13 protein-coding genes are annotated in these 17,307 nt (G+C 63.5%); 11 read left to right on the plus strand and 2 right to left on the minus strand.

The annotated features are described in order from the left end of the window. On the minus strand, positions 1 to 344 hold a 344-nt coding region (locus D8676_RS25890; RefSeq protein WP_183097260.1), incomplete at its 3' end, for an acyl-CoA dehydrogenase family protein. A 210-nt stretch (positions 345 to 554) separates the two neighbouring features. On the opposite strand from D8676_RS25890, the gene D8676_RS25895 reads away from it, so the two are divergent. The 3 genes from D8676_RS25895 to D8676_RS25905 all read left to right on the plus strand — a co-directional run bounded on the left by D8676_RS25895 (position 555) and on the right by D8676_RS25905 (position 4,351). Continuing rightward, entirely contained in the window at positions 555 to 2,654 is a 2,100-nt protein-coding gene (locus D8676_RS25895) for an EAL domain-containing protein (RefSeq protein WP_121584017.1), read from the plus strand. A 90-nt stretch (positions 2,655 to 2,744) separates the two neighbouring features. Beyond that, entirely contained in the window at positions 2,745 to 3,227 is a 483-nt protein-coding gene (locus D8676_RS25900) for a GNAT family N-acetyltransferase (protein ID WP_121583986.1), read from the plus strand. Between the two features lie 113 nt (positions 3,228 to 3,340). Further along, complete coding sequence (locus D8676_RS25905) at positions 3,341 to 4,351, plus strand: fumarylacetoacetate hydrolase family protein (protein ID WP_121583987.1); 1,011 nt, start codon at positions 3,341 to 3,343, stop codon at positions 4,349 to 4,351. Between the two features lie 28 nt (positions 4,352 to 4,379). Here the strand turns inward: D8676_RS25905 and D8676_RS25910 are convergent, their stop codons facing one another. Beyond that, positions 4,380 to 5,642 (minus strand): adenylate/guanylate cyclase domain-containing protein, encoded by a 1,263-nt coding sequence (locus D8676_RS25910; RefSeq protein ID WP_147448270.1) that lies wholly within the window; start codon positions 5,640 to 5,642, stop codon positions 4,380 to 4,382. A 177-nt stretch (positions 5,643 to 5,819) separates the two neighbouring features. Between D8676_RS25910 and D8676_RS25915 the strand changes: the two genes are divergently transcribed. From D8676_RS25915 to D8676_RS25950, 8 genes are all read left to right on the plus strand, one after another. Beyond that, positions 5,820 to 6,962 (plus strand): DUF3095 domain-containing protein, encoded by a 1,143-nt coding sequence (locus tag D8676_RS25915; protein ID WP_183097257.1) that lies wholly within the window; start codon positions 5,820 to 5,822, stop codon positions 6,960 to 6,962. Between the two features lie 128 nt (positions 6,963 to 7,090). After that, positions 7,091 to 8,977 (plus strand): ABC transporter ATP-binding protein, encoded by a 1,887-nt coding sequence (locus D8676_RS25920; protein WP_121583990.1) that lies wholly within the window; start codon positions 7,091 to 7,093, stop codon positions 8,975 to 8,977. Further along, a complete protein-coding gene (locus D8676_RS25925; RefSeq protein ID WP_121583991.1) occupies positions 8,974 to 10,854 on the plus strand; it encodes an ABC transporter substrate-binding protein in 1,881 nt (626 codons plus the stop codon). The genes D8676_RS25920 and D8676_RS25925 overlap by 4 nt, the downstream gene beginning before the upstream one ends. Before the next feature lie 111 nt (positions 10,855 to 10,965). Beyond that, positions 10,966 to 11,964, plus strand: coding sequence for an ABC transporter permease (locus tag D8676_RS25930; RefSeq protein ID WP_121583992.1), 999 nt, complete (start codon positions 10,966 to 10,968; stop codon positions 11,962 to 11,964). Further along, complete coding sequence (locus D8676_RS25935; RefSeq protein ID WP_121583993.1) at positions 11,961 to 13,130, plus strand: ABC transporter permease; 1,170 nt, start codon at positions 11,961 to 11,963, stop codon at positions 13,128 to 13,130. The genes D8676_RS25930 and D8676_RS25935 overlap by 4 nt, the downstream gene beginning before the upstream one ends. Positions 13,131 to 13,215: 85 nt before the next feature. Continuing rightward, positions 13,216 to 15,894: an ABC transporter transmembrane domain-containing protein gene (locus D8676_RS25940; protein WP_121583994.1), complete on the plus strand. Its 2,679-nt coding sequence runs from the start codon at positions 13,216 to 13,218 to the stop codon at positions 15,892 to 15,894. Between the two features lie 88 nt (positions 15,895 to 15,982). Next, positions 15,983 to 16,438: a cyclic nucleotide-binding domain-containing protein gene (locus D8676_RS25945; protein WP_121583995.1), complete on the plus strand. Its 456-nt coding sequence runs from the start codon at positions 15,983 to 15,985 to the stop codon at positions 16,436 to 16,438. A 58-nt stretch (positions 16,439 to 16,496) separates the two neighbouring features. Then, positions 16,497 to 17,300 (plus strand): MBL fold metallo-hydrolase, encoded by an 804-nt coding sequence (locus D8676_RS25950; RefSeq protein WP_183097258.1) that lies wholly within the window; start codon positions 16,497 to 16,499, stop codon positions 17,298 to 17,300. The last annotated feature ends 7 nt before the right edge of the window (positions 17,301 to 17,307 follow it).

Consider the following 17,307-nt stretch of genomic DNA (forward strand, 5'->3'; position numbering starts at 1 on the left):
TACATGACCAGCGACGACTGCACCGACATCATCGAGCGATAGCCTGAATCGACCCGCTCGACCTCGCGGGCGACCAGTCCGTAGGTGACATAGCCGGCGCCGAGCCCGCCATATTCTTCCGGAACGGTGATACCGAGCAGGCCGGCGTCGCCCATCTCGCGGAAGATCGCCGGGTCGGTCAGCTCGTCGAGATAGGCCTCCTGGATGCGCGGCGCCAGCTTGTCGGCGGCAAAGCTCGCCGCCGCATCGCGGATCATCCGCTCATCCTCCGACAACTGATCCTCAAGAAGGAAAGGATCGTCCCAGACGAAATTCGAGGCAGCGACCTTGCGTTCCATGTTCATGACGGCGTCCCGTTCGTTCACAAGCCGATCCTAGACCCAAATACCTGCAACGGAAATTGCGCTGCACGAGGTCGTTTGGCGCAGATCGCATAAATGCAGGCGAAATGCAAAACGACCCGATAACCATTCTCTCGGAATTGGCCGTAACCAAGGCATGTAACGGACAAAGCTATGCCGCGCGTTAACCATTATCCTGCCAAGGGTCTGCGCATGGAAGCATCAGTCAGTCGTCACAGGCAACCTTTTCTGCAGCAGCCCAATGTGAGCTCCAGAAAGCTGATCGCGCTCATCAAGAGCGCGTACTGGATCGCGCTTCTGATCATCGCCGCGATAACGATGGCGTCCTTCATCCTGCTGCAGCAGATGATGGCGGCGCAGCAGCGTGACGACACCCTGCTGACGCTGGCAAGCGCGCAGAAGGCCCTGTCCCAGCGCGTGGTGTTCCTCGCCAACACGATCGGCGATGCGCCGCGCGAGAACCAGCTAGGACTTGTCGCTTCGCTGAGAAAGGCGGTCGGAGAGTTCGAGGCCAATTACGACATGCTGCTGGAGCGGACGGATGCCGACGCTTTGTCGACCGCGCCATTCGATCCGAAATCCATTGAAGGCGTGCTCTTCTCCAAGCCGTACCACCTGGACGTCTTCTCGACCGAACTTGCTGCCAATGGCTGGCGTTTCATTTCGGCGCTGGAGACGGAACTCGGGGTGCCTGGCGCCGACTACCGCGCCGGCAAGGAGACGGCGGTGCTCGACGAAACCGTCGCCAACACGACGCTGGAGGGGTTCACGGCGCTCGGCGACCGCATCAATGCGCTCGCCGACGCCCGTCTCGACAGCACGCTTTCCCTGCACCGGACGCTCTTCTACTCGACCATCGGCGTCATCATCCTCGTCGCCCTGTTCATCTTCCGGCCGATGTCGGACGTCATCCTGCGCAAGACCGACGAGCTGATGGACGCGCGCAACTCGATGGCCTTCCTCGCCGTCCACGACGGACTGACCGGCCTGCACAACCGCTCCTTCCTCACCGATCACTTCGACACGCTGATCAAAGGGGCGGAGCGGCGCGACGAGCGCATGGCCGTCGTGCAGATCGACCTCGACCGCTTCAAGCAGATCAACGATACGCTCGGCCACGCCGCCGGCGACTACGTGCTGGTGGCCACCGCCCAGCGCATGCGCGAGTCCTGCCGGGCTTCCGACATCTGCGTCAGGCTCGGCGGCGACGAGTTCGTGATGATCCTGCAGGGCGCCGGCACCACCGAAGACATCAACATGGTCGCCCGGCGCATCATGGACCGCATCAACGAGCCGATCGGCTTCCAGGGCGCGACGATCCTGCCCGGCGCCAGCGCGGGCATCGCGGTCTACCCCGTGGACGCCGACAACGCCAACGACCTCATCGTGCATGCCGACCTTGCCCTCTATTCGGCCAAGAAGCAGGGTGGCGGCGCATATTCCTTCTTCTCCGAAGAGCTGCGGCGAGAGCTCGAGCACCGCAAGCAGCTCGAGCACGACCTGCGCATCGCCATCGCGGAAAAGTCGTTCCAGGTCTACTTCCAGCCCCAGGTGTCGCTGACCAGCGGCGCCATTGCCGGCATCGAGGCGTTGGTGCGCTGGAAGCACGAGACGCGCGGAATGATCTCGCCGGGCGAGTTCATTCCGGTCGCCGAGAAATCGGGCCTGATGGCAGAGATCGGCCGGGTGGTCATCGCCAAGGCGATCCGCGCGGCGGCAGAATGGTATCGCGCGGGCATCCAGTTCGGGCGTCTTGCCGTCAACGTCTCTGGTACGGAATTGCGCGAGGTCGACTTCGACAAGTTCCTCTTCGACACGCTCGAAGCGGAGGGGCTGCCGCCGCAGAAACTGTCGCTGGAAATAGTCGAATCCGTGATCCTCGACGATGAGAAGACAGGCATCGCCGCCAAGCTGCGCCATATCCGCTCGGCCGGCGTGCATCTCGAACTCGACGATTTCGGCACCGGCTACGCCTCGCTCAGCCACGTCAATCCGAACGAGATCGACAGGCTGAAGATCGACCGCCGTTTCGTTCAGAACATCAACGCCAACGGTGACAACTCCAAGATCGTGCGCGCCATAACCGAGCTGGCGCGGGGACTGGGCATCTCCATCATCGCAGAGGGCGCGGAGACCGAGGCGGAGCTGTCCTCGCTGAAGTCGATCGGCTGCGACCAGGTGCAGGGCTACTCCATCGCGTTCCCTATGCCGGTGGAGCAGGCGCAGGAATGGCTGGCCTTGCGCAGCCCGAAGAAGCCGCTGCTGACGGTGCTCCAGGGCAGCCGCGCCTAGAAGACTGGCACAAGCTTTCCACAGCGACCGTTTGCGGCAACTGTGCCATAAGCCGCCATCGTCAACGTGGCTTCAGCGTGACTTCCTGCCATGATCGAACCGGTCACCCGAGATATCGAGCCAGCCGTCCTGGCGCTCAACAACCGGCATGCCGAGGAATTGTCCTGGCTTGAGCCGGAGCAGCTCTCGCATCTCATCTCGCAGGCCTTTTATGCGCGCCGCATCGGAGCGGTGGAGGCGTTCCTGATCGCGTTCGACCAGGATGCCGACTACGACAGCCCCAATTTCCTGTGGTTCAAGTCGCGCTATGCGCGCTTCGTCTATGTCGACCGGATCGCCGTGGTGGAGACCGCGCGGGGGCAGGGCCACGCCCGGCGGCTCTATCATGACCTGTTCGACATCGCGGCCCGCACCGGCCACGACATCGTCGTCTGCGAAGTGAATTCGGACCCGCCAAATCCGGGGTCGGACGCGTTCCATGCGGCGCTCGGCTTCCTCGAAATCGGCCAGGCGACGATCCACGGCGGCAAGAAGGCGGTACGCTATTTCGCCCGGTCGCTCGGCCCGGCCTAACCGGGCAATTCGTCTTTCCGGAACTGAAGCGCTCGGACAAACGGCGGCTTGACGGCGGGCCGCTATGGGCCTTGTTGTGGTGGAAGGCCGAAGATCGGTGCGAGGAGAAACGAATGAAACTGGCTACGCTGAAGAACGGGACGCGTGACGGGAAGCTTGTCGTCGTGTCGCGCGACCTTACCCGCTGCACCGACGCCTCGTTCCTGGTTCCGACCTTGCAGGCTGCGCTCGACGACTGGCGGCGCATAGCGCCGCATCTGGCGACGCTCGCGGAATCGCTGGAAACCGGGGCGGTGCCGTCGTCGCGCTTCCACGAGCATGACGCGCATTCGCCGCTGCCGCGCGCCTATCAATGGGCCGACGGCTCGGCCTATCTCAACCACATCGAATTGGTGCGCAAGTCGCGCGGTTCCGAAATGCCGCCGGGTTTCGCGACCGACCCGCTGATGTACCAGGGCGGTTCGGATTCCTTCCTGGCGCCGCGCGACCCCATCCGCGCAGCCGACGAAGCCTGGGGCATCGACATGGAGGGCGAGATCGGGGTGATCGTCGACGATGTGCGGGCCGGCGCCGATGCGGAGGAGGCGAGGGAGGCGATTCGGCTCGTCATGCTGGTCAACGACGTCAGCCTGCGGCGGCTGGCTGCACCGGAACTCGCCAAGGGTTTTGGCTTCTTCCAGGCAAAACCCTCGTCGGCGTTTTCGCCTGTCGCGGTGACGCCGGACGAGCTGGGCGAGGCCTGGGACGGCGGAAAGCTGAACCTGCCGCTGCACGTGGACCTCAACGGAAAACCGCTCGGCCGCGCGAATGCCGGCGAGATGCATTTCGATTTCGGGCAACTGATCGCGCATGCGGCGAAGACGAGGCCACTGGCCGCCGGCACCATCGTCGGCTCGGGCACCGTTTCCAACAAGCTCGACGGCGGCCACGGCAAGCCGGTTTCGGAGGGCGGGGCGGGTTATTCCTGCCTGGCCGAGCTGAGGATCGTCGAAAGCATGGAGGGCAGGGAGGCGAAGACGCCGTTCCTGCGCTTCGGCGACACCGTGCGTATCGAGATGAAGGACCGGAGCGGCCACTCGATCTTCGGCGCGATCGAGCAGACGGTCGAGAAATACGAGCGCTGAAGGCCCAGGGAGGCGGGACGGCCGCTCGTCAGTTGCTGACGATCGGCTTCAGCTCGATAAGCGGCTGGGCGATCGTCGGCTCCAGGAGCTCCTTGGCGAAGGTGAAGAGTTCGATCTCTTCCGCCACCCCGGAGAGGCGCTGCTTGCCGATGCTGACCCATTTCTCGGGCTGGAGGGCGACGATGTCGTTCGTCACGAGGGCGTCCATTCCGGTCGCCTTGGTCAGCGATTCGATGCGCGACACCTCGTTCACGGTCGGACCGATCACCGAGAAGGCCAGACGCCGCGATATGCCGATATTGCCGAACATCACCGTTCCGGTGTTCAGCCCGATGCCGAACTTGATCGGAAACAGACCGTCCCCGCGCCGTTTGGCGTTGAGCTGATCGCGGGCCTTGAGCACGTTGCGCAGAGCGGTCGTCGCCGCGTCGACGGCAGCCATCTGCTGTTCGACGTCGTTGTAGGGAAAGATCGCCAGCACGCCGTCGCCCACGAAATCGAGCACCTCGCCGCCCGCCTCGATGATCGGCGTCGCGGTGCAGTCGAAATATTCGTTCAGCAGGTCGATGTAGTCCTTGCCCGGCATCGTATCGGCGAGCGCGGTGGAATTGCGCATGTCGTTGTACCAGACGACCGCCCTGGTCTCGCTGCCGTCGCCGCGGCGGATGGAGCCGGCGAGTACGCGGGTTCCCGCCTCCCGGCCGAGATAGGTCTCGGAGATGTTGCGGGCTATGCGCGACTGGATGACGGTCTTGCAAGCCACGGCGAAGCGGCGCTGGATCTTCTGCAGCGCCTCCAGTTCGCCGTTGGTGAAGCCGCCCTCGCGGTCGGCCGACCACGTCGCGATGATGCCGAGCTGCTTGGCGGTGGCGTTTTCATTCTTGATCGAGAGACCGGTGCGGATGACGAGGTAATCGGTCATGCCTTGTGCCGCGACTTCCTCGAGAACCGGAAAATCTAGGAGCTTGGACGGCCCCTCGAGCTTGCGGCGGAGCACGTCGACATCGTTGTCGAACATGTATTTCATCGGGCTGCGCAACCACGCCTCGGAGGCGGTGTCCTGGTGGATGAACTGCTCGAATTCCGTCGGCTTGCCGCGCGCCCACAGGATGGTCTCAGCCTGGAAGAGCGGATGCAGGGTCGGCCAGGTGAGCCTAGCCCGGCCCAATGGTATGCCGATCGCATGGATGCGGTTGCAAAGGGCTTCGAACATGCCGACGATATCGGGTTCCGACAGCGCCTGATCGACCAGCCACTCGTTGATTCCGTTCACCAATGTCGTGTCTGTCATGAAGAGCCTTGAGAAGCGCCGCCAGCCGCAGACCACGATATGTGGAGTGCCGAGCGGGATTTTTTAAGTCCGCCGACCAAATCAGCAGCTACATTTCTTCGTGATATGTTCCGGTGGCCGTAAATGTCGAGCGGAAGCGTTCCGGCAAGACGGCTCGATCGAACGAGGGCGTGCCTGATGACAGCAGCAACCGCCGAATTCACGCGCTCCTTGCCCGTCGGCGGCGAGTTCCGCACCGTCCTGGAAGACGGGCTCTATCGTCCCGCGCCGGATGATTGGCTGATCGCGGTCAGCGATGTCGTCGGCTCCCGCAAGGCGATAGCGGCCGGCCAGTACAAAGCGGTGAACATGGCGGGTGTCGCCGTGATCAGCGCCTTGATGAACGCGCTGGATACCCAGGCTTTGCCCTACATCTTCGGCGGCGACGGCGCGGCGATCATATGTTCGCCGGCCGATCGGGACGTGGTGGCCGATACGCTGGCCAAGACTGTGGCATGGGTAAAGGAGGACCTCGGCCTCACGCTGAGGGCGGCGCTGGTGCCGATCTCCGCGGTACGGGCGGAGGGCCACGACGTGCTCGTCCAGGCGACACGGGTCTCCGAGGCGGTCAACAACTATGCCTTCCGGGGAGGCGGGCTCACGCGGGCCGAAGCGCTGATGAAAGCGGGCGAATACGCGGTTCCGCCGGCTCCGCCGGGCAGCAGGCCGGACCTCACCGGGCTTTCCTGCCGCTGGTCGCCGGTAAAGCCCGAAAACGGGAAGATCGTATCGATCATCATCGAACCGGGCGAGGGCAGAGCGGCCAGCTTCCCGCAAATAGCGGAAAAGCTGCTGGATCTGGCGGGAATGCGGCTGCCGAGGGGCGGTTCGCCGATGCCGGCCGGCGGGCCGACCGGAAGATGGCCGCCGGAAGGGCTGGAACTCGAGGCGCGGGCGACGCGCGGCACCCATCCGCTGGCGGTCCGCAGGGCAGGCCTCTACCTCTGGACGTTCCTGTCGTGGTTCATCATGACCTTCGGCGTCCGCATCGGAACTTTCAGCGCGAGGCACTACAAGGAATTTACTTCTCTCAATACGGACTATAGAAAATTCCAGGACGGGTTGCGCATCACCGTGTCGTTGGGGGACGCTGAACTGGGCAAACTGACGGAATTCCTGGAGGACGAACGCAAGGCGAAAAATCTTCGCTACGGACTTTGCGTTCAAGATAGTGCAATCCTTACCTGCTACGTGCCATCGGTGACGTCGGATTCGCATTTTCATTTTCTTGACGGGGCGGGTGGAGGCTATGCGCAGGCGGCGGAGAACATGAAGTCCTGATCGAACGGCCAACATCGGAAAATCAAAAGCATGCGGAGCGGTTGCCGATGGCGGCGGCGGCCGGTTCCGCAACTGATGCAGCCGGGCGAGGCGATCGAGCATAGTTAGCGGGTTTGGGGAACGACGAGTTGGAAGAGGGTGAGGTTCTTCGCGTCAACGATCTGAGGGTGGCGTTCGACGTCAGCGGCTCCCCCGTCGAGGTCGTCCGGGGCATCGGCTTTCGCGTCTGCTCGGGCGCCGTGACCGCCGTTGTCGGCGAATCCGGCTCAGGCAAGTCGGTGACCGCCCAGGCCATCATGCGCATTCTGCCGAAAAACGGCACGATCACGGGCGGATCGATCGATTTTCGCCCGAAATCCGGGGAAATCGTCAATATGGCCGCATTGCCGGCGAACGGACCCAAGGTCCGGTCGCTGCGTGGCTCGGCGGTTTCGATGATCTTCCAGGAGCCGATGTCGTCGCTGTCGCCGGTCCACTCGGTCGGCGACCAGGTGGAGGAAAGCCTGCGCATCCATGCGCTGGGCGCCGGCATGTCGCGCAAGGAACTGCGCGCCGCCACCGAAGAAACGCTCGAACTGGTGGGTTTTCCCAATCCGCATCGCGCCTACGACATGTATCCGTTCGAGATGTCCGGCGGCCTGCGCCAGCGCGCCATGATCGCCATGGCGCTCATCTGCCGGCCGTCGCTGCTGATCGCCGACGAACCGACCACGGCGCTGGACGTCACCGTCCAGGCACAGATCCTCAAGCTTCTCAAGGACTTGCAGAAGAAGCTGAACATGGCGGTTCTGCTGATCACGCATGATCTCGGCGTGGTCGCCAACCTCGCCGACGAGGTGGTCGTGGTCTATAATGGCAGGGTCGTCGAGGCCGGGCCGGTCGACGAGATATTCAGGGATCCGCAGCACGACTATCTCAAGGCCCTGCTCAACGCCGCCCCGCATTTCGACATGGCTCCCGATCAGCGGCTGGTGGCGCTTCGCGGGGGCAAGCGCAGCGCCGTCGAAATGCAGAAGCATCAGGCCAAGCACGCCCAGCCGGCCGACCGGCCGCTGCTTACCGTCTCAAACCTCAGCAAGGTCTATCATCTGAGGAAGGCGTCGCTGTTCGGCGGCGAGGCCCGTGTGATCAGGGCCGTCGACGATGTGAGCTTCACCATCCGCCGCGGCGAATGCCTGGGGCTCGTCGGCGAAAGCGGCAGCGGCAAGACGACCGTCAGCAAGATCCTGACCCGCGCCATCACGGCGGATTCCGGGTCCGTGCTGTTCGACGACGGGCAGAAGCAGGTCGACGTGCTCAAGCTCGACGAGCGCCAGCTGAAGGAATTCAGGCCGCGCCTGCAGATGGTGTTCCAGGACCCGGTGAGCTCGCTCTCGCCGCGCATGACCATTGCCGACATATTGCGCGAGCCGATGCAGATCCACCGACAGGGCAACCGGGCCGAACAGATCACGCGGGCGAAGGATCTGCTGACGTCGGTCGAACTCGGCGCCAACGCACTCAACCGCTACCCGCACAGCTTCTCCGGCGGCCAGCGCCAGCGCATCGGCATCGCGCGTGCGCTCGCCATGGATCCCGACCTGCTCATCCTGGATGAGCCCGTCTCGGCCCTCGACGTCTCGGTGCAGGCGCAGGTTCTGAACCTGCTCAAGGACCTGCAGAAGGAAATGGGGCTGACATATCTTTTTATCGCCCACAATCTTGCGGTCGTGAACTACATGGCGGAACGTGTGGCCGTCATGGCCGCGGGCCGCATCGTCGAGATCGGGCCGAGCCGGGCGATCTTCGAGGCGCCGGCCCATCCCTATACCAGGGCGCTGCTGAAGGCCGTTCCGTTTGCAGATCTCGACCGGCCGCTGGTGCTGGATGAACTCGTGCTCAAGGGATCGTCCGATCCGTGCAACTGGCCGGACGCGTTCCGAGGAGAAATGCATGACCTGGCCGCCATCGAGCTTGGCGGCGGGCATCAGGTTCTGGCCCGCCAGACCGCTGATATCGGGGAGATTCACGCATGAAAATCTTCGCTGTACTCCTGGCCTTGCTGGCCATGCTTTCCATTCCAGCGCGGGCGGACGAAGCGCCGTTGCTGGCTGAACTCGTCAAGGCGGGCACGCTGCCTCCGGAAGCCGAAAGGCTGCCGAAGGAGCCGCGCGTAATGACCATCGACGAGGCGACGGGCCGCACCGTCGGCAAGCGCGGCGGGACGATCCGCACGCTCATGTCCGAACAGGGCGACCTCAGGCTGATGACCGTCTACGGCTACGCACGGCTTGTGGCCTACAACAGGTCGATCGAGATGGAGCCGGACATCCTGCTCGGCTACGAGAACGACAAAAATCGGGTCTTCACGTTCCATCTGCGGCCGGGACACAAATGGTCGGACGGCACGCCGTTCACGGCCGAGGATTTCCGCTATCAGTGGGAAGACATCCTGACCGACAAGGATATGGAGCGCGGCGGCCTGGACTCGGCGCTTCTGGTCAACGGCAAGGGTCCGAAGTTCGAGGTGATCGACGACCTGACCGTGCGCTATACGTGGGAAGAGCCCAATCCGCTGTTCCTGCCGGCGCTGGCCAGCGCGCGGCCGCTCGATATCTACAGCGCCTCCGCCTACCTGAAGCAGTTCCACGCAAAATATGCCGACCCGGACAAGCTCGCCGCCGAGGTCGCAAAGGAGAGGGTCAAGGACTGGACGCGGCTGAACATCAGGAAAAGCCGCAGCTATCGCTTCGAAAATCCCGATCTGCCCACCTTGCAGCCCTGGCAGAACAAGACCTATTCGCCGGCCAACCGCTACGTCTTCGAGCGCAATCCCTATTATCACAGGGTCGACCAGAACGGGGCGCAACTGCCCTATGTCGACCAGATCGTCATCAACATCGCCGAAAGCTCGATCATCCCGGCAAAGACCGGTTCGGGGGAGAGCGACCTCCAGGAGCGCTATCTCAGCTTCGCCGACTACACTTTCCTGAAGGAAGGCGAGAAGCGCAACAACTACACGGTCAGGCTGTGGACGGTGGGCAAGGGTGCGGCGGTGGCGCTCTACCCGAACCTCAACACGAACGACGCCGGCTGGCGCGCCCTGTTCCGCGACGCGCGTTTCCGGCGCGCCCTCTCGCTGGGCATCGACCGCACGCAGATCAACCAGGTGCTGTTCATGGGTCTGGCCAAGGAAGGCGCAAGCACGGTGCTTCCCGGCAGCCCGCTGTTTCGTGACGAACTCGGCAGCGCCTACGCCGAATACGATCCCGAGAAGGCCAATGCGCTGCTCGACGAGATCGGCCTGAAGCGCAACGCCGCCGGCATCCGGCTCATGCCCGACGGCAGGCCGCTCGACCTGATCATCGAGAGCACCGGCGAAAGCTCGCTGGAGGCGGACGTGCTCGAACTGGTGACCAGCGACTGGGCCGATCTCGGCGTCAAGCTCCTGACCCGCACCAGCCAGCGCGACATCTTCCGCAGCCGCGTGGCGGCGGGCGAGACGAACATGTCGGTCTGGGCAGGCGTCGACAACGGTGCGCCGACGGCTGATTTCAGCCCTCAGGAATTCGTGCCGACCGATCCCTACCAGCTGCAGTGGCCGATGTGGGGCACCTATGTCAGCACACAGGGCGATGCGGGCCAGAAGGTCGACGATCCGGCCGCGCAGAAGCTGGTCGATCTCTACAAGCAGTGGCTGGTGTCGGAAGACATCGAAACACGCAAGAAGATCTGGGAAGAGATCCTCGACATCCATGCCGATCAGGTCTTCTCGATCGGCATAGTGACCGCGACGCTGGTTCCGGTCGTGGTATCCAACAAGCTGCACAACGTGCCTGCCGAAGGCATCTCGAGCTTCGACCCCTACGGTTATTTCGGGGTCTACGAGATGGATGCCTTCTGGATGGACTAGGGGCGATGCTGGTCCCTGGTCCAGGCGCTGATATGAGGGGGAGCCTCGCCGTCAGCGGCGATGCGGACAGGGTCCGCAAGGGCGCGCGCAGGGGAGGCGCGGCTTAGGGAAATGGTCTACTACATCTTCCGCAGGATGCTGATGATGATCCCGACGCTGGTGATTACCAGCGCGCTGATCTTCGCCATCATCGAGGCGCCTCCGGGCGACTATCTCGAAAGCTACATCGCCGAGCTGAAGGCCCAGGGCGAAGCCGTCGACACGGCGCGGATCGAGTATCTGCGCAAGGAGTACGGCTTCGACAAGTCGCCGGTCGAACGCTACTTCAACTGGGTCGGCGGCATGTTCGTCGGCGATTTCGGCTATTCCTTCGCCTATGAGCTTCCGGTCACGGCCGTAGTCGGCGACAGGCTGTTCCTCACCGTCGTCGTGTCGATGGCGACGATCATCTTCACTTGGCTGATCGCGTTCCCGATAGGAATATATTCTGCGACGCGACAATACAGTTGGGGCGACTACGGCTTCACCTTCCTCGGGCTGCTCGGCCTGGCGATCCCGAATTTCCTGCTCGCGCTGGTCCTGATGTATCTCGCCAATGTCTGGTTCGGCACGTCGATCGGCGGGCTGGTGGACCCGGCCTTCGTCGGCCAGCCGATGAGCTGGGCGAAATTCGTCTCCGTCCTGCACCATCTCTGGATACCGGTGATCGTCATCGGCACGGCGGGGACGGCGGGCATGATCCGCCGCATCCGCGCCAACCTACTGGACGAGTTGCAGAAGCAGTATGTGACGACGGCGCGGGCCAAGGGACTTCACCCGTTCAAGGCGCTGGTGAAGTATCCGCTGCGCATGTCGCTGAACTTCTTCATCTCCGATATCGGCTCGCTGCTTCCGGCGGTCATCTCCGGCGCCGAGGTTGTGGCGATCGTGCTGTCGCTCGAGACGACCGGCCCGCTGCTGATCTCGGCGCTGCAGCAGCAGGACATGTATCTCGCCGGCTCGTTCCTCATGTTCCTGTCGCTGTTGACCGTCGTCGGCGTGCTTATCTCGGACATCGCGCTCGCCTGGCTCGATCCGCGCATCCGCTTGAGTGGAGGCGTCCGCAAATGACCTTGCCTGCCAACGCGACAAGGCTGCCGCACACGGTTTCGGACCAGCCCTTCGATCCGGACGCTATCTACAAATACACGGATGCGCAGAAGGCCCTTTTCGAGGCCTCGCAGCTCAGGCTGATGTGGTGGAAGTTCCGCCGCCACAAGCCAGCGCTGATCTCCGGCATTTTCCTCGCCGTCCTCTATTTCTCCATCCTGATCTCCGAACTGCTGGCGCCGTACAATCTGGAGACCAGGAATTCGAGCCACATCTACGCGCCACCCCAGGCGATCCATCTGTTCCACAACGGCGAATTCATAGGCCCCTTCGTCTATGGCTTCGACTACAAGCTGAACATGGAGAATCTGAAGCGCGAATACGTTCCAAACCTCGAGAAGGTGCAGCCGCTCCGCTTCTTCTGCAGCGGTGAGAAGTACAAGTTTTGGGGCCTGTTCGAGGCGAGCTTCCGCTTCGTATGCCCGGCGGAGAAGGGGACGATGTTCCTGCTCGGCACCGACCGGCTCGGCCGGGACGTGCTCAGCCGCATCATCTACGGCGCCCGCATCTCTCTGACGATCGGCCTGCTCGGCGTCGGCGTCAGCCTGGTGCTGGGCATCGTCATAGGCGGCATGGCCGGTTATTACGGCGGCCTGTTCGACGTGCTGAGCCAGCGGCTGATCGAGGTCATCCAGTCGCTGCCCTCCATTCCGCTCTGGCTCGCCCTGGCGGCGATATTGCCGATCACATGGTCGCCGATCGTCGTCTATTTCGGCATCACCGTGATCCTCGGACTGCTCGACTGGACCGGGCTTGCTCGAACGGTGCGCTCGAAGCTGCTGGCGCTGCGCGAGGAGGACTACGTCTCGGCCGCCCAGGTGATGGGCGCGAGCAGCCGCCGCATCGTGTTCCGCCACCTGATCCCGGGCTTCGCCTCGCACCTGATCGCGACCGCGACGATCGCTATTCCCACGATGATCCTCGGCGAGACGACGCTGAGCTTCCTCGGACTTGGCCTGAGGGCGCCGATCACGAGCTGGGGCGTGCTTCTGACCGAGGCGCAGAACATCAATGCGGTGGCGCTCTACCCCTGGCTCCTCTGGCCAGTGCTGCCTGTCATCCTCGTCGTGCTTGCCTATAATTTCTTCGGCGATGGCCTGAGGGACGCTGCGGACCCTTACAAGTGAGGATTGTAACGAATATCTTCCTGCCGGCGGAGGAGACTCCCCGATGTCAGCTTGAGAGACACACTCCGAAACTGGACAGACTCAAATGAGCGACAGGATGGAGCAGAATCTGTTCCGGTACATCTGGACGCATTCCAAGCGTCAGCAGGTCTGGATTCTGATCGTCGTCGCCCTGTCCATGCCGACCTACTTCCTGGCCTTCGACATTCCGAAGCAGATCGTCAACGGCCCGATACAGGGCGGCGGCTTCGAGACGCCGGACGCGACGCAGAAGGTGCTGCCCGTGGTCGTCGGCAATCCGTTCGGCGACCAGTCCTACACGCTGTTCAGCGGGTTCGATCTCGACCGCATGGGAGCCCTGGTCGCGCTGTCGCTGGCGTTCCTCGGCTACGTCATCATCAACGGCGCCTTCAAGCTCTACATCAACACCTACAAGGGACGCCTCGGCGAGCGGATGCTGCGCCGCCTGCGCTATCAGCTCGTCGACAGGGTGTTACGCTTCCCGTTCCCGCAGTACCGGAGGGTCCGCAGCTCCGAGATCGCCACCATGATCAAGGACGAGGTCGACCCGCTGGGCGGCTTCATCGGTGAAGCGTTCGCGACACCCGCCTTCCTGGCGGGCCAGGCGCTGGCTGCGCTGCTTTTCATCATGCTGCAGAGTTGGGCGCTCGGCCTCGTCACCCTTGCCATCCTGATCGTGCAGACCCTGCTGATACCGAAGCTGAGGGGGCGGCTGCGCAAGCTCGCCTTGCAGCGTCAGCTGACGGCGCGCGATCTCTCGGGCCGCGTCAGCGAGATCGTCGACGGGGCGACCGACATCCGTCTCAACGACAGCACCAATTTCGAGCGGTCGGACATTTCCGACCGGCTGGCGAAGATCTTCTTCATCCGCTTCGACTTTTACCAGTGGAAGTTCATGGTGAAGTTCATCAACAACTTCCTCGCCCAGTTCACGCCTTTCGTGTTCTATCTGGGCGGCGGCATACTGGCGATCCGCGGCAATCTGGACATCGGCCAGCTTGTCGCGGTCATCGCCGCCTACAAGGATCTGCCGGGGCCGATCAAGGAGCTGATCGACTGGGATTACCAGCGCCTCGACGTCCAGGTGAAATACCTGCAGGTCGTCAACGCCTTCGATGTCACGCCCCTGGCGCCGCCGCGCGCGCAGGAACTCCAGACCGGCAAGGTGCCGCCCCTCGAGGGCCCCTTCATCTTCCGCCAGGTCTCGGCAACGGACGAATCCGGCAAGACGCTGATCAGCGGGCTCGACCTGGAGATCGGCCTGCGCGAGGACGTGGTCGCCATCGGCGCGGCGGGCGACGGGGCGGAGGTGGTCGGCGATCTGATCGCGCGCCTGATGGCGCCGTCGGCAGGCACGTTGAACATCGGCTCGACCGCGCTTGCATCGCTGCCGGAATGGCAGACCGGCCGGCGGATCGGCTATGTCGGCCCCGAGCCGTTCTTCGCGCATGGCACAGCGCGCGATGCGCTGCTCAGCGGCCTCAGGCATGCGCCGTTCCGGCCGCCGCCCGAGGGGGAGGCGATGAGCCCGCTGATCGTCAGGGAGGCGATGGCGTCAGGCAATCCGCAGTTCGACCGACGCGCCGACTGGATCGACTACGAGGCGACCGGTGCAAGCACCGAAGAGGAGCTGTCCAACCGGATCACGCAGGTTCTGGCGCTGGTCAACCTGGAAGAGGATTTTTACGCATTCGGGCTGCGTACGAAGCTGTCGGACGCGACCGAGGGCGATGACGAGGAGATGTTCCTCAACGCACGCCGGATGTTCCTCGACAGGCTGACCGAGGGCGACAATGCCGCCGACGTCGAGCCCTTCGTCGTCACGCAGTTCAACTCGCAGCTCACGGTTTTCCAGAACATCGTCTTCGGTGCGGTGTCTTCGCCGGAGATGCTGCCGAACGAGTTTCCAGCCGACTCGCCGCTGTGGAGGCTTTTGGCGATCGACGGCCTCGACAGGCAGCTCTACCAGCTCGGCCGGGAGGCTTCGGCGGTCATCGTCGACCTGTTCGGGGAAGTCTCCGACAACATCAAGATCCTGGAGCGGCTCGACCTCATCGATCCGAACAAGCTGCCGGACTACAGCGCCGCACTCGGCCGGACCGATGGAGCCGACTACGCTAACGTGACGACGGCAGACCGGCAGAAATTCATTCGCGTGGCGCTGAGCTACTGCGAGCCGCGCCACAGGTTGGATCTACTCACGAACGAGCTGCAGGACGCCATCGTGAAGGCGCGCATGATCTTCCGCGAGAAGCTGCCGCCGCACCTTGCCAATGATTTCTTCTTCCACGATCCCGACCAGATCAATCCGTTCGCCTCGCTGCAGGACAACATCCTGTTCGGCCGGATCGTCGACGGGCGCGCCGGCGCGGTCGACCGCGTCAACGCTCTCCTTCGCGAGATACTCGCGGAACTGGGCCTCTCTTACGCCGTTCTTGAGCGCGGCCTGAAGTACGAGATCGGCTCAGGCGGCCGCAGGCTGTCGCTCTCGCAGCGGCAGCAGCTCGGCCTGGCGCGGGTGCTTTTGCGCCGGCCGGAGTTCCTGATCGTCAACCGCGGCCTGAACGCTCTCGACAACCGCACCGTCGAAAGGGTTGTCCGGGGCATTCTCGACATGGCAAAATCAGACGCTGGAGGTTTTGGAGTGCTGTGGATCACATCGACGGAATCTCACGCTGCGCTGTTCAGTCGCGTGCTGAAGTTCTCGCGCGGCGAGCTGGTTTCGGACGAGACGTCGAAATGAACGGACCGGAAAGCCTGCCGTTCCCGGAGAGGGGAGCGGATACTCGTAGCTGGGGCGCGCCTGCGTTTTGCGCCTGCGGGAGAGTCACATGAGCCTTGAGGAAGATGCCCTGCTGCTGGCGAAAGTCGAGCTGTTTGCCAATGTGGCGCCGCGGCGCCTGAAACTGCTTGCGCTGGCGTCGAGCCGGGTGCTGTTCGCCGCCGGCCAGGATCTCTGCGTCGAGGGCGACGAGGGCTACGAAGCGTTCATCCTGGTTTCCGGAGAAGCGGATGTGAAGATCAGGACGCCGTCAGGCGTGGCGACGGTCGCCCGGTTGAAGCGCAACGACATCGTCGGTGAGATGGCGATCCTGCGCGACATGCCGCGCACCGCAACCGTCACCGCCGTATCGGACGTTTCGACGCTGCGGATCGGCAAGCAGGATTTCCTGAACCTGCTGAAGGAGTTTCCGGAGGTGACCGTGGAGGTGATGCGCTCGCTGGCGGAGCGCCTGGCCCGCACGACCAGCGAACTGGCGAATTTGCGGTCGGCCGCGAAGGCCTGAGATGTCGCAATCGCCTGCTATCGACGTCAGGGTTTGGGGTGCGCGCGGAACGTTTCCGATGGTCGGTGTCGACGCGCTGTATTTCGGCGGCCATACGGCCTGCGTGGAGGTGCGGGCAGGCGGCGGCCTGATGATCTTCGACGCGGGCAGCGGCATCATCCCGCTCGGCAAGGCGCTGCTCGAAGAAGGTGTCACCGAGATCGACCTCTTCTTCAGCCACGTCCACTACGACCACATCCTCGGCCTGCCATATTTTCTGCCGGCCTTCTGGAACAAGGCGAAGCTGCGCATCTGGGCGGGCCATATGCTCGACGGCTCGACGCCCGAGGAACTGGTCGACGGTATTTTCCGGCCGCCTTATTTCCCGATCACCAAGGACTACATGCGCGCCGACGTCGACTACCGCAAGTTCTCGCCCGGCGACGTGCTCCAGCCCCGGCCCGGCGTGCGCATCGAGACGGGAGCGCTGACGCATCCGAACGGCGCGGTTGGCTACCGCATAGAATGCGGCGGCGCGACCTTCTGCTACCTCACCGACTTCGAGCATGACGGCGGGGCCGGCGACGCCGAGATCGTCCGGTTGGCGGGCAACGCCGATCTTGCGCTGCTCGACGCCACCTACACGCCCGAGGAATATCCGCGCTACGTGAAGTTCGGCCACTCGACCTGGGAACAGTGCGGTGCGCTGTGCGCCATGGCCGGAGTGCGCCAATGGGGCATGTTCCACCACATGCATATGCGCGCCGATATCGACCAGCAGGCGATCGAGGACGCTGCCCGAGCGGTTTATCCGAACGCATTCGCGGTACGCCAGGGGCAGCATTTCGAACTGTACGGACCTCCCAAGCAGGATCGCAAGTGACGCTTGC

Origin of the sequence: Mesorhizobium sp. YM1C-6-2 (assembly GCF_003666685.1) — a bacterium.
GTDB lineage: Bacteria > Pseudomonadota > Alphaproteobacteria > Rhizobiales > Rhizobiaceae > Mesorhizobium_K.

What these genes read in the sequence shown, in the direction of transcription:
- D8676_RS25940 (WP_121583994.1), top strand. Translation starts at nt 13,216, where the DNA reads ATGAGCGACAGGATGGAGCAGAATCTGTTCCGGTACATCTGGACGCAT.
- D8676_RS25950 (WP_183097258.1), top strand. Translation starts at nt 16,497, where the DNA reads ATGGTCGGTGTCGACGCGCTGTATTTCGGCGGCCATACGGCCTGCGTG.
- D8676_RS25930 (WP_121583992.1), top strand. Translation starts at nt 10,966, where the DNA reads ATGGTCTACTACATCTTCCGCAGGATGCTGATGATGATCCCGACGCTG.
- D8676_RS25935 (WP_121583993.1), top strand. Translation starts at nt 11,961, where the DNA reads ATGACCTTGCCTGCCAACGCGACAAGGCTGCCGCACACGGTTTCGGAC.
- D8676_RS25900 (WP_121583986.1), top strand. Translation starts at nt 2,745, where the DNA reads ATGATCGAACCGGTCACCCGAGATATCGAGCCAGCCGTCCTGGCGCTC.
- D8676_RS25925 (WP_121583991.1), top strand. Translation starts at nt 8,974, where the DNA reads ATGAAAATCTTCGCTGTACTCCTGGCCTTGCTGGCCATGCTTTCCATT.
- D8676_RS25905 (WP_121583987.1), top strand. Translation starts at nt 3,341, where the DNA reads ATGAAACTGGCTACGCTGAAGAACGGGACGCGTGACGGGAAGCTTGTC.
- D8676_RS25895 (WP_121584017.1), top strand. Translation starts at nt 555, where the DNA reads ATGGAAGCATCAGTCAGTCGTCACAGGCAACCTTTTCTGCAGCAGCCC.
- D8676_RS25910 (WP_147448270.1), bottom strand. Translation starts at nt 5,642, where the DNA reads ATGACAGACACGACATTGGTGAACGGAATCAACGAGTGGCTGGTCGAT.
- D8676_RS25945 (WP_121583995.1), top strand. Translation starts at nt 15,983, where the DNA reads ATGAGCCTTGAGGAAGATGCCCTGCTGCTGGCGAAAGTCGAGCTGTTT.
- D8676_RS25915 (WP_183097257.1), top strand. Translation starts at nt 5,820, where the DNA reads ATGACAGCAGCAACCGCCGAATTCACGCGCTCCTTGCCCGTCGGCGGC.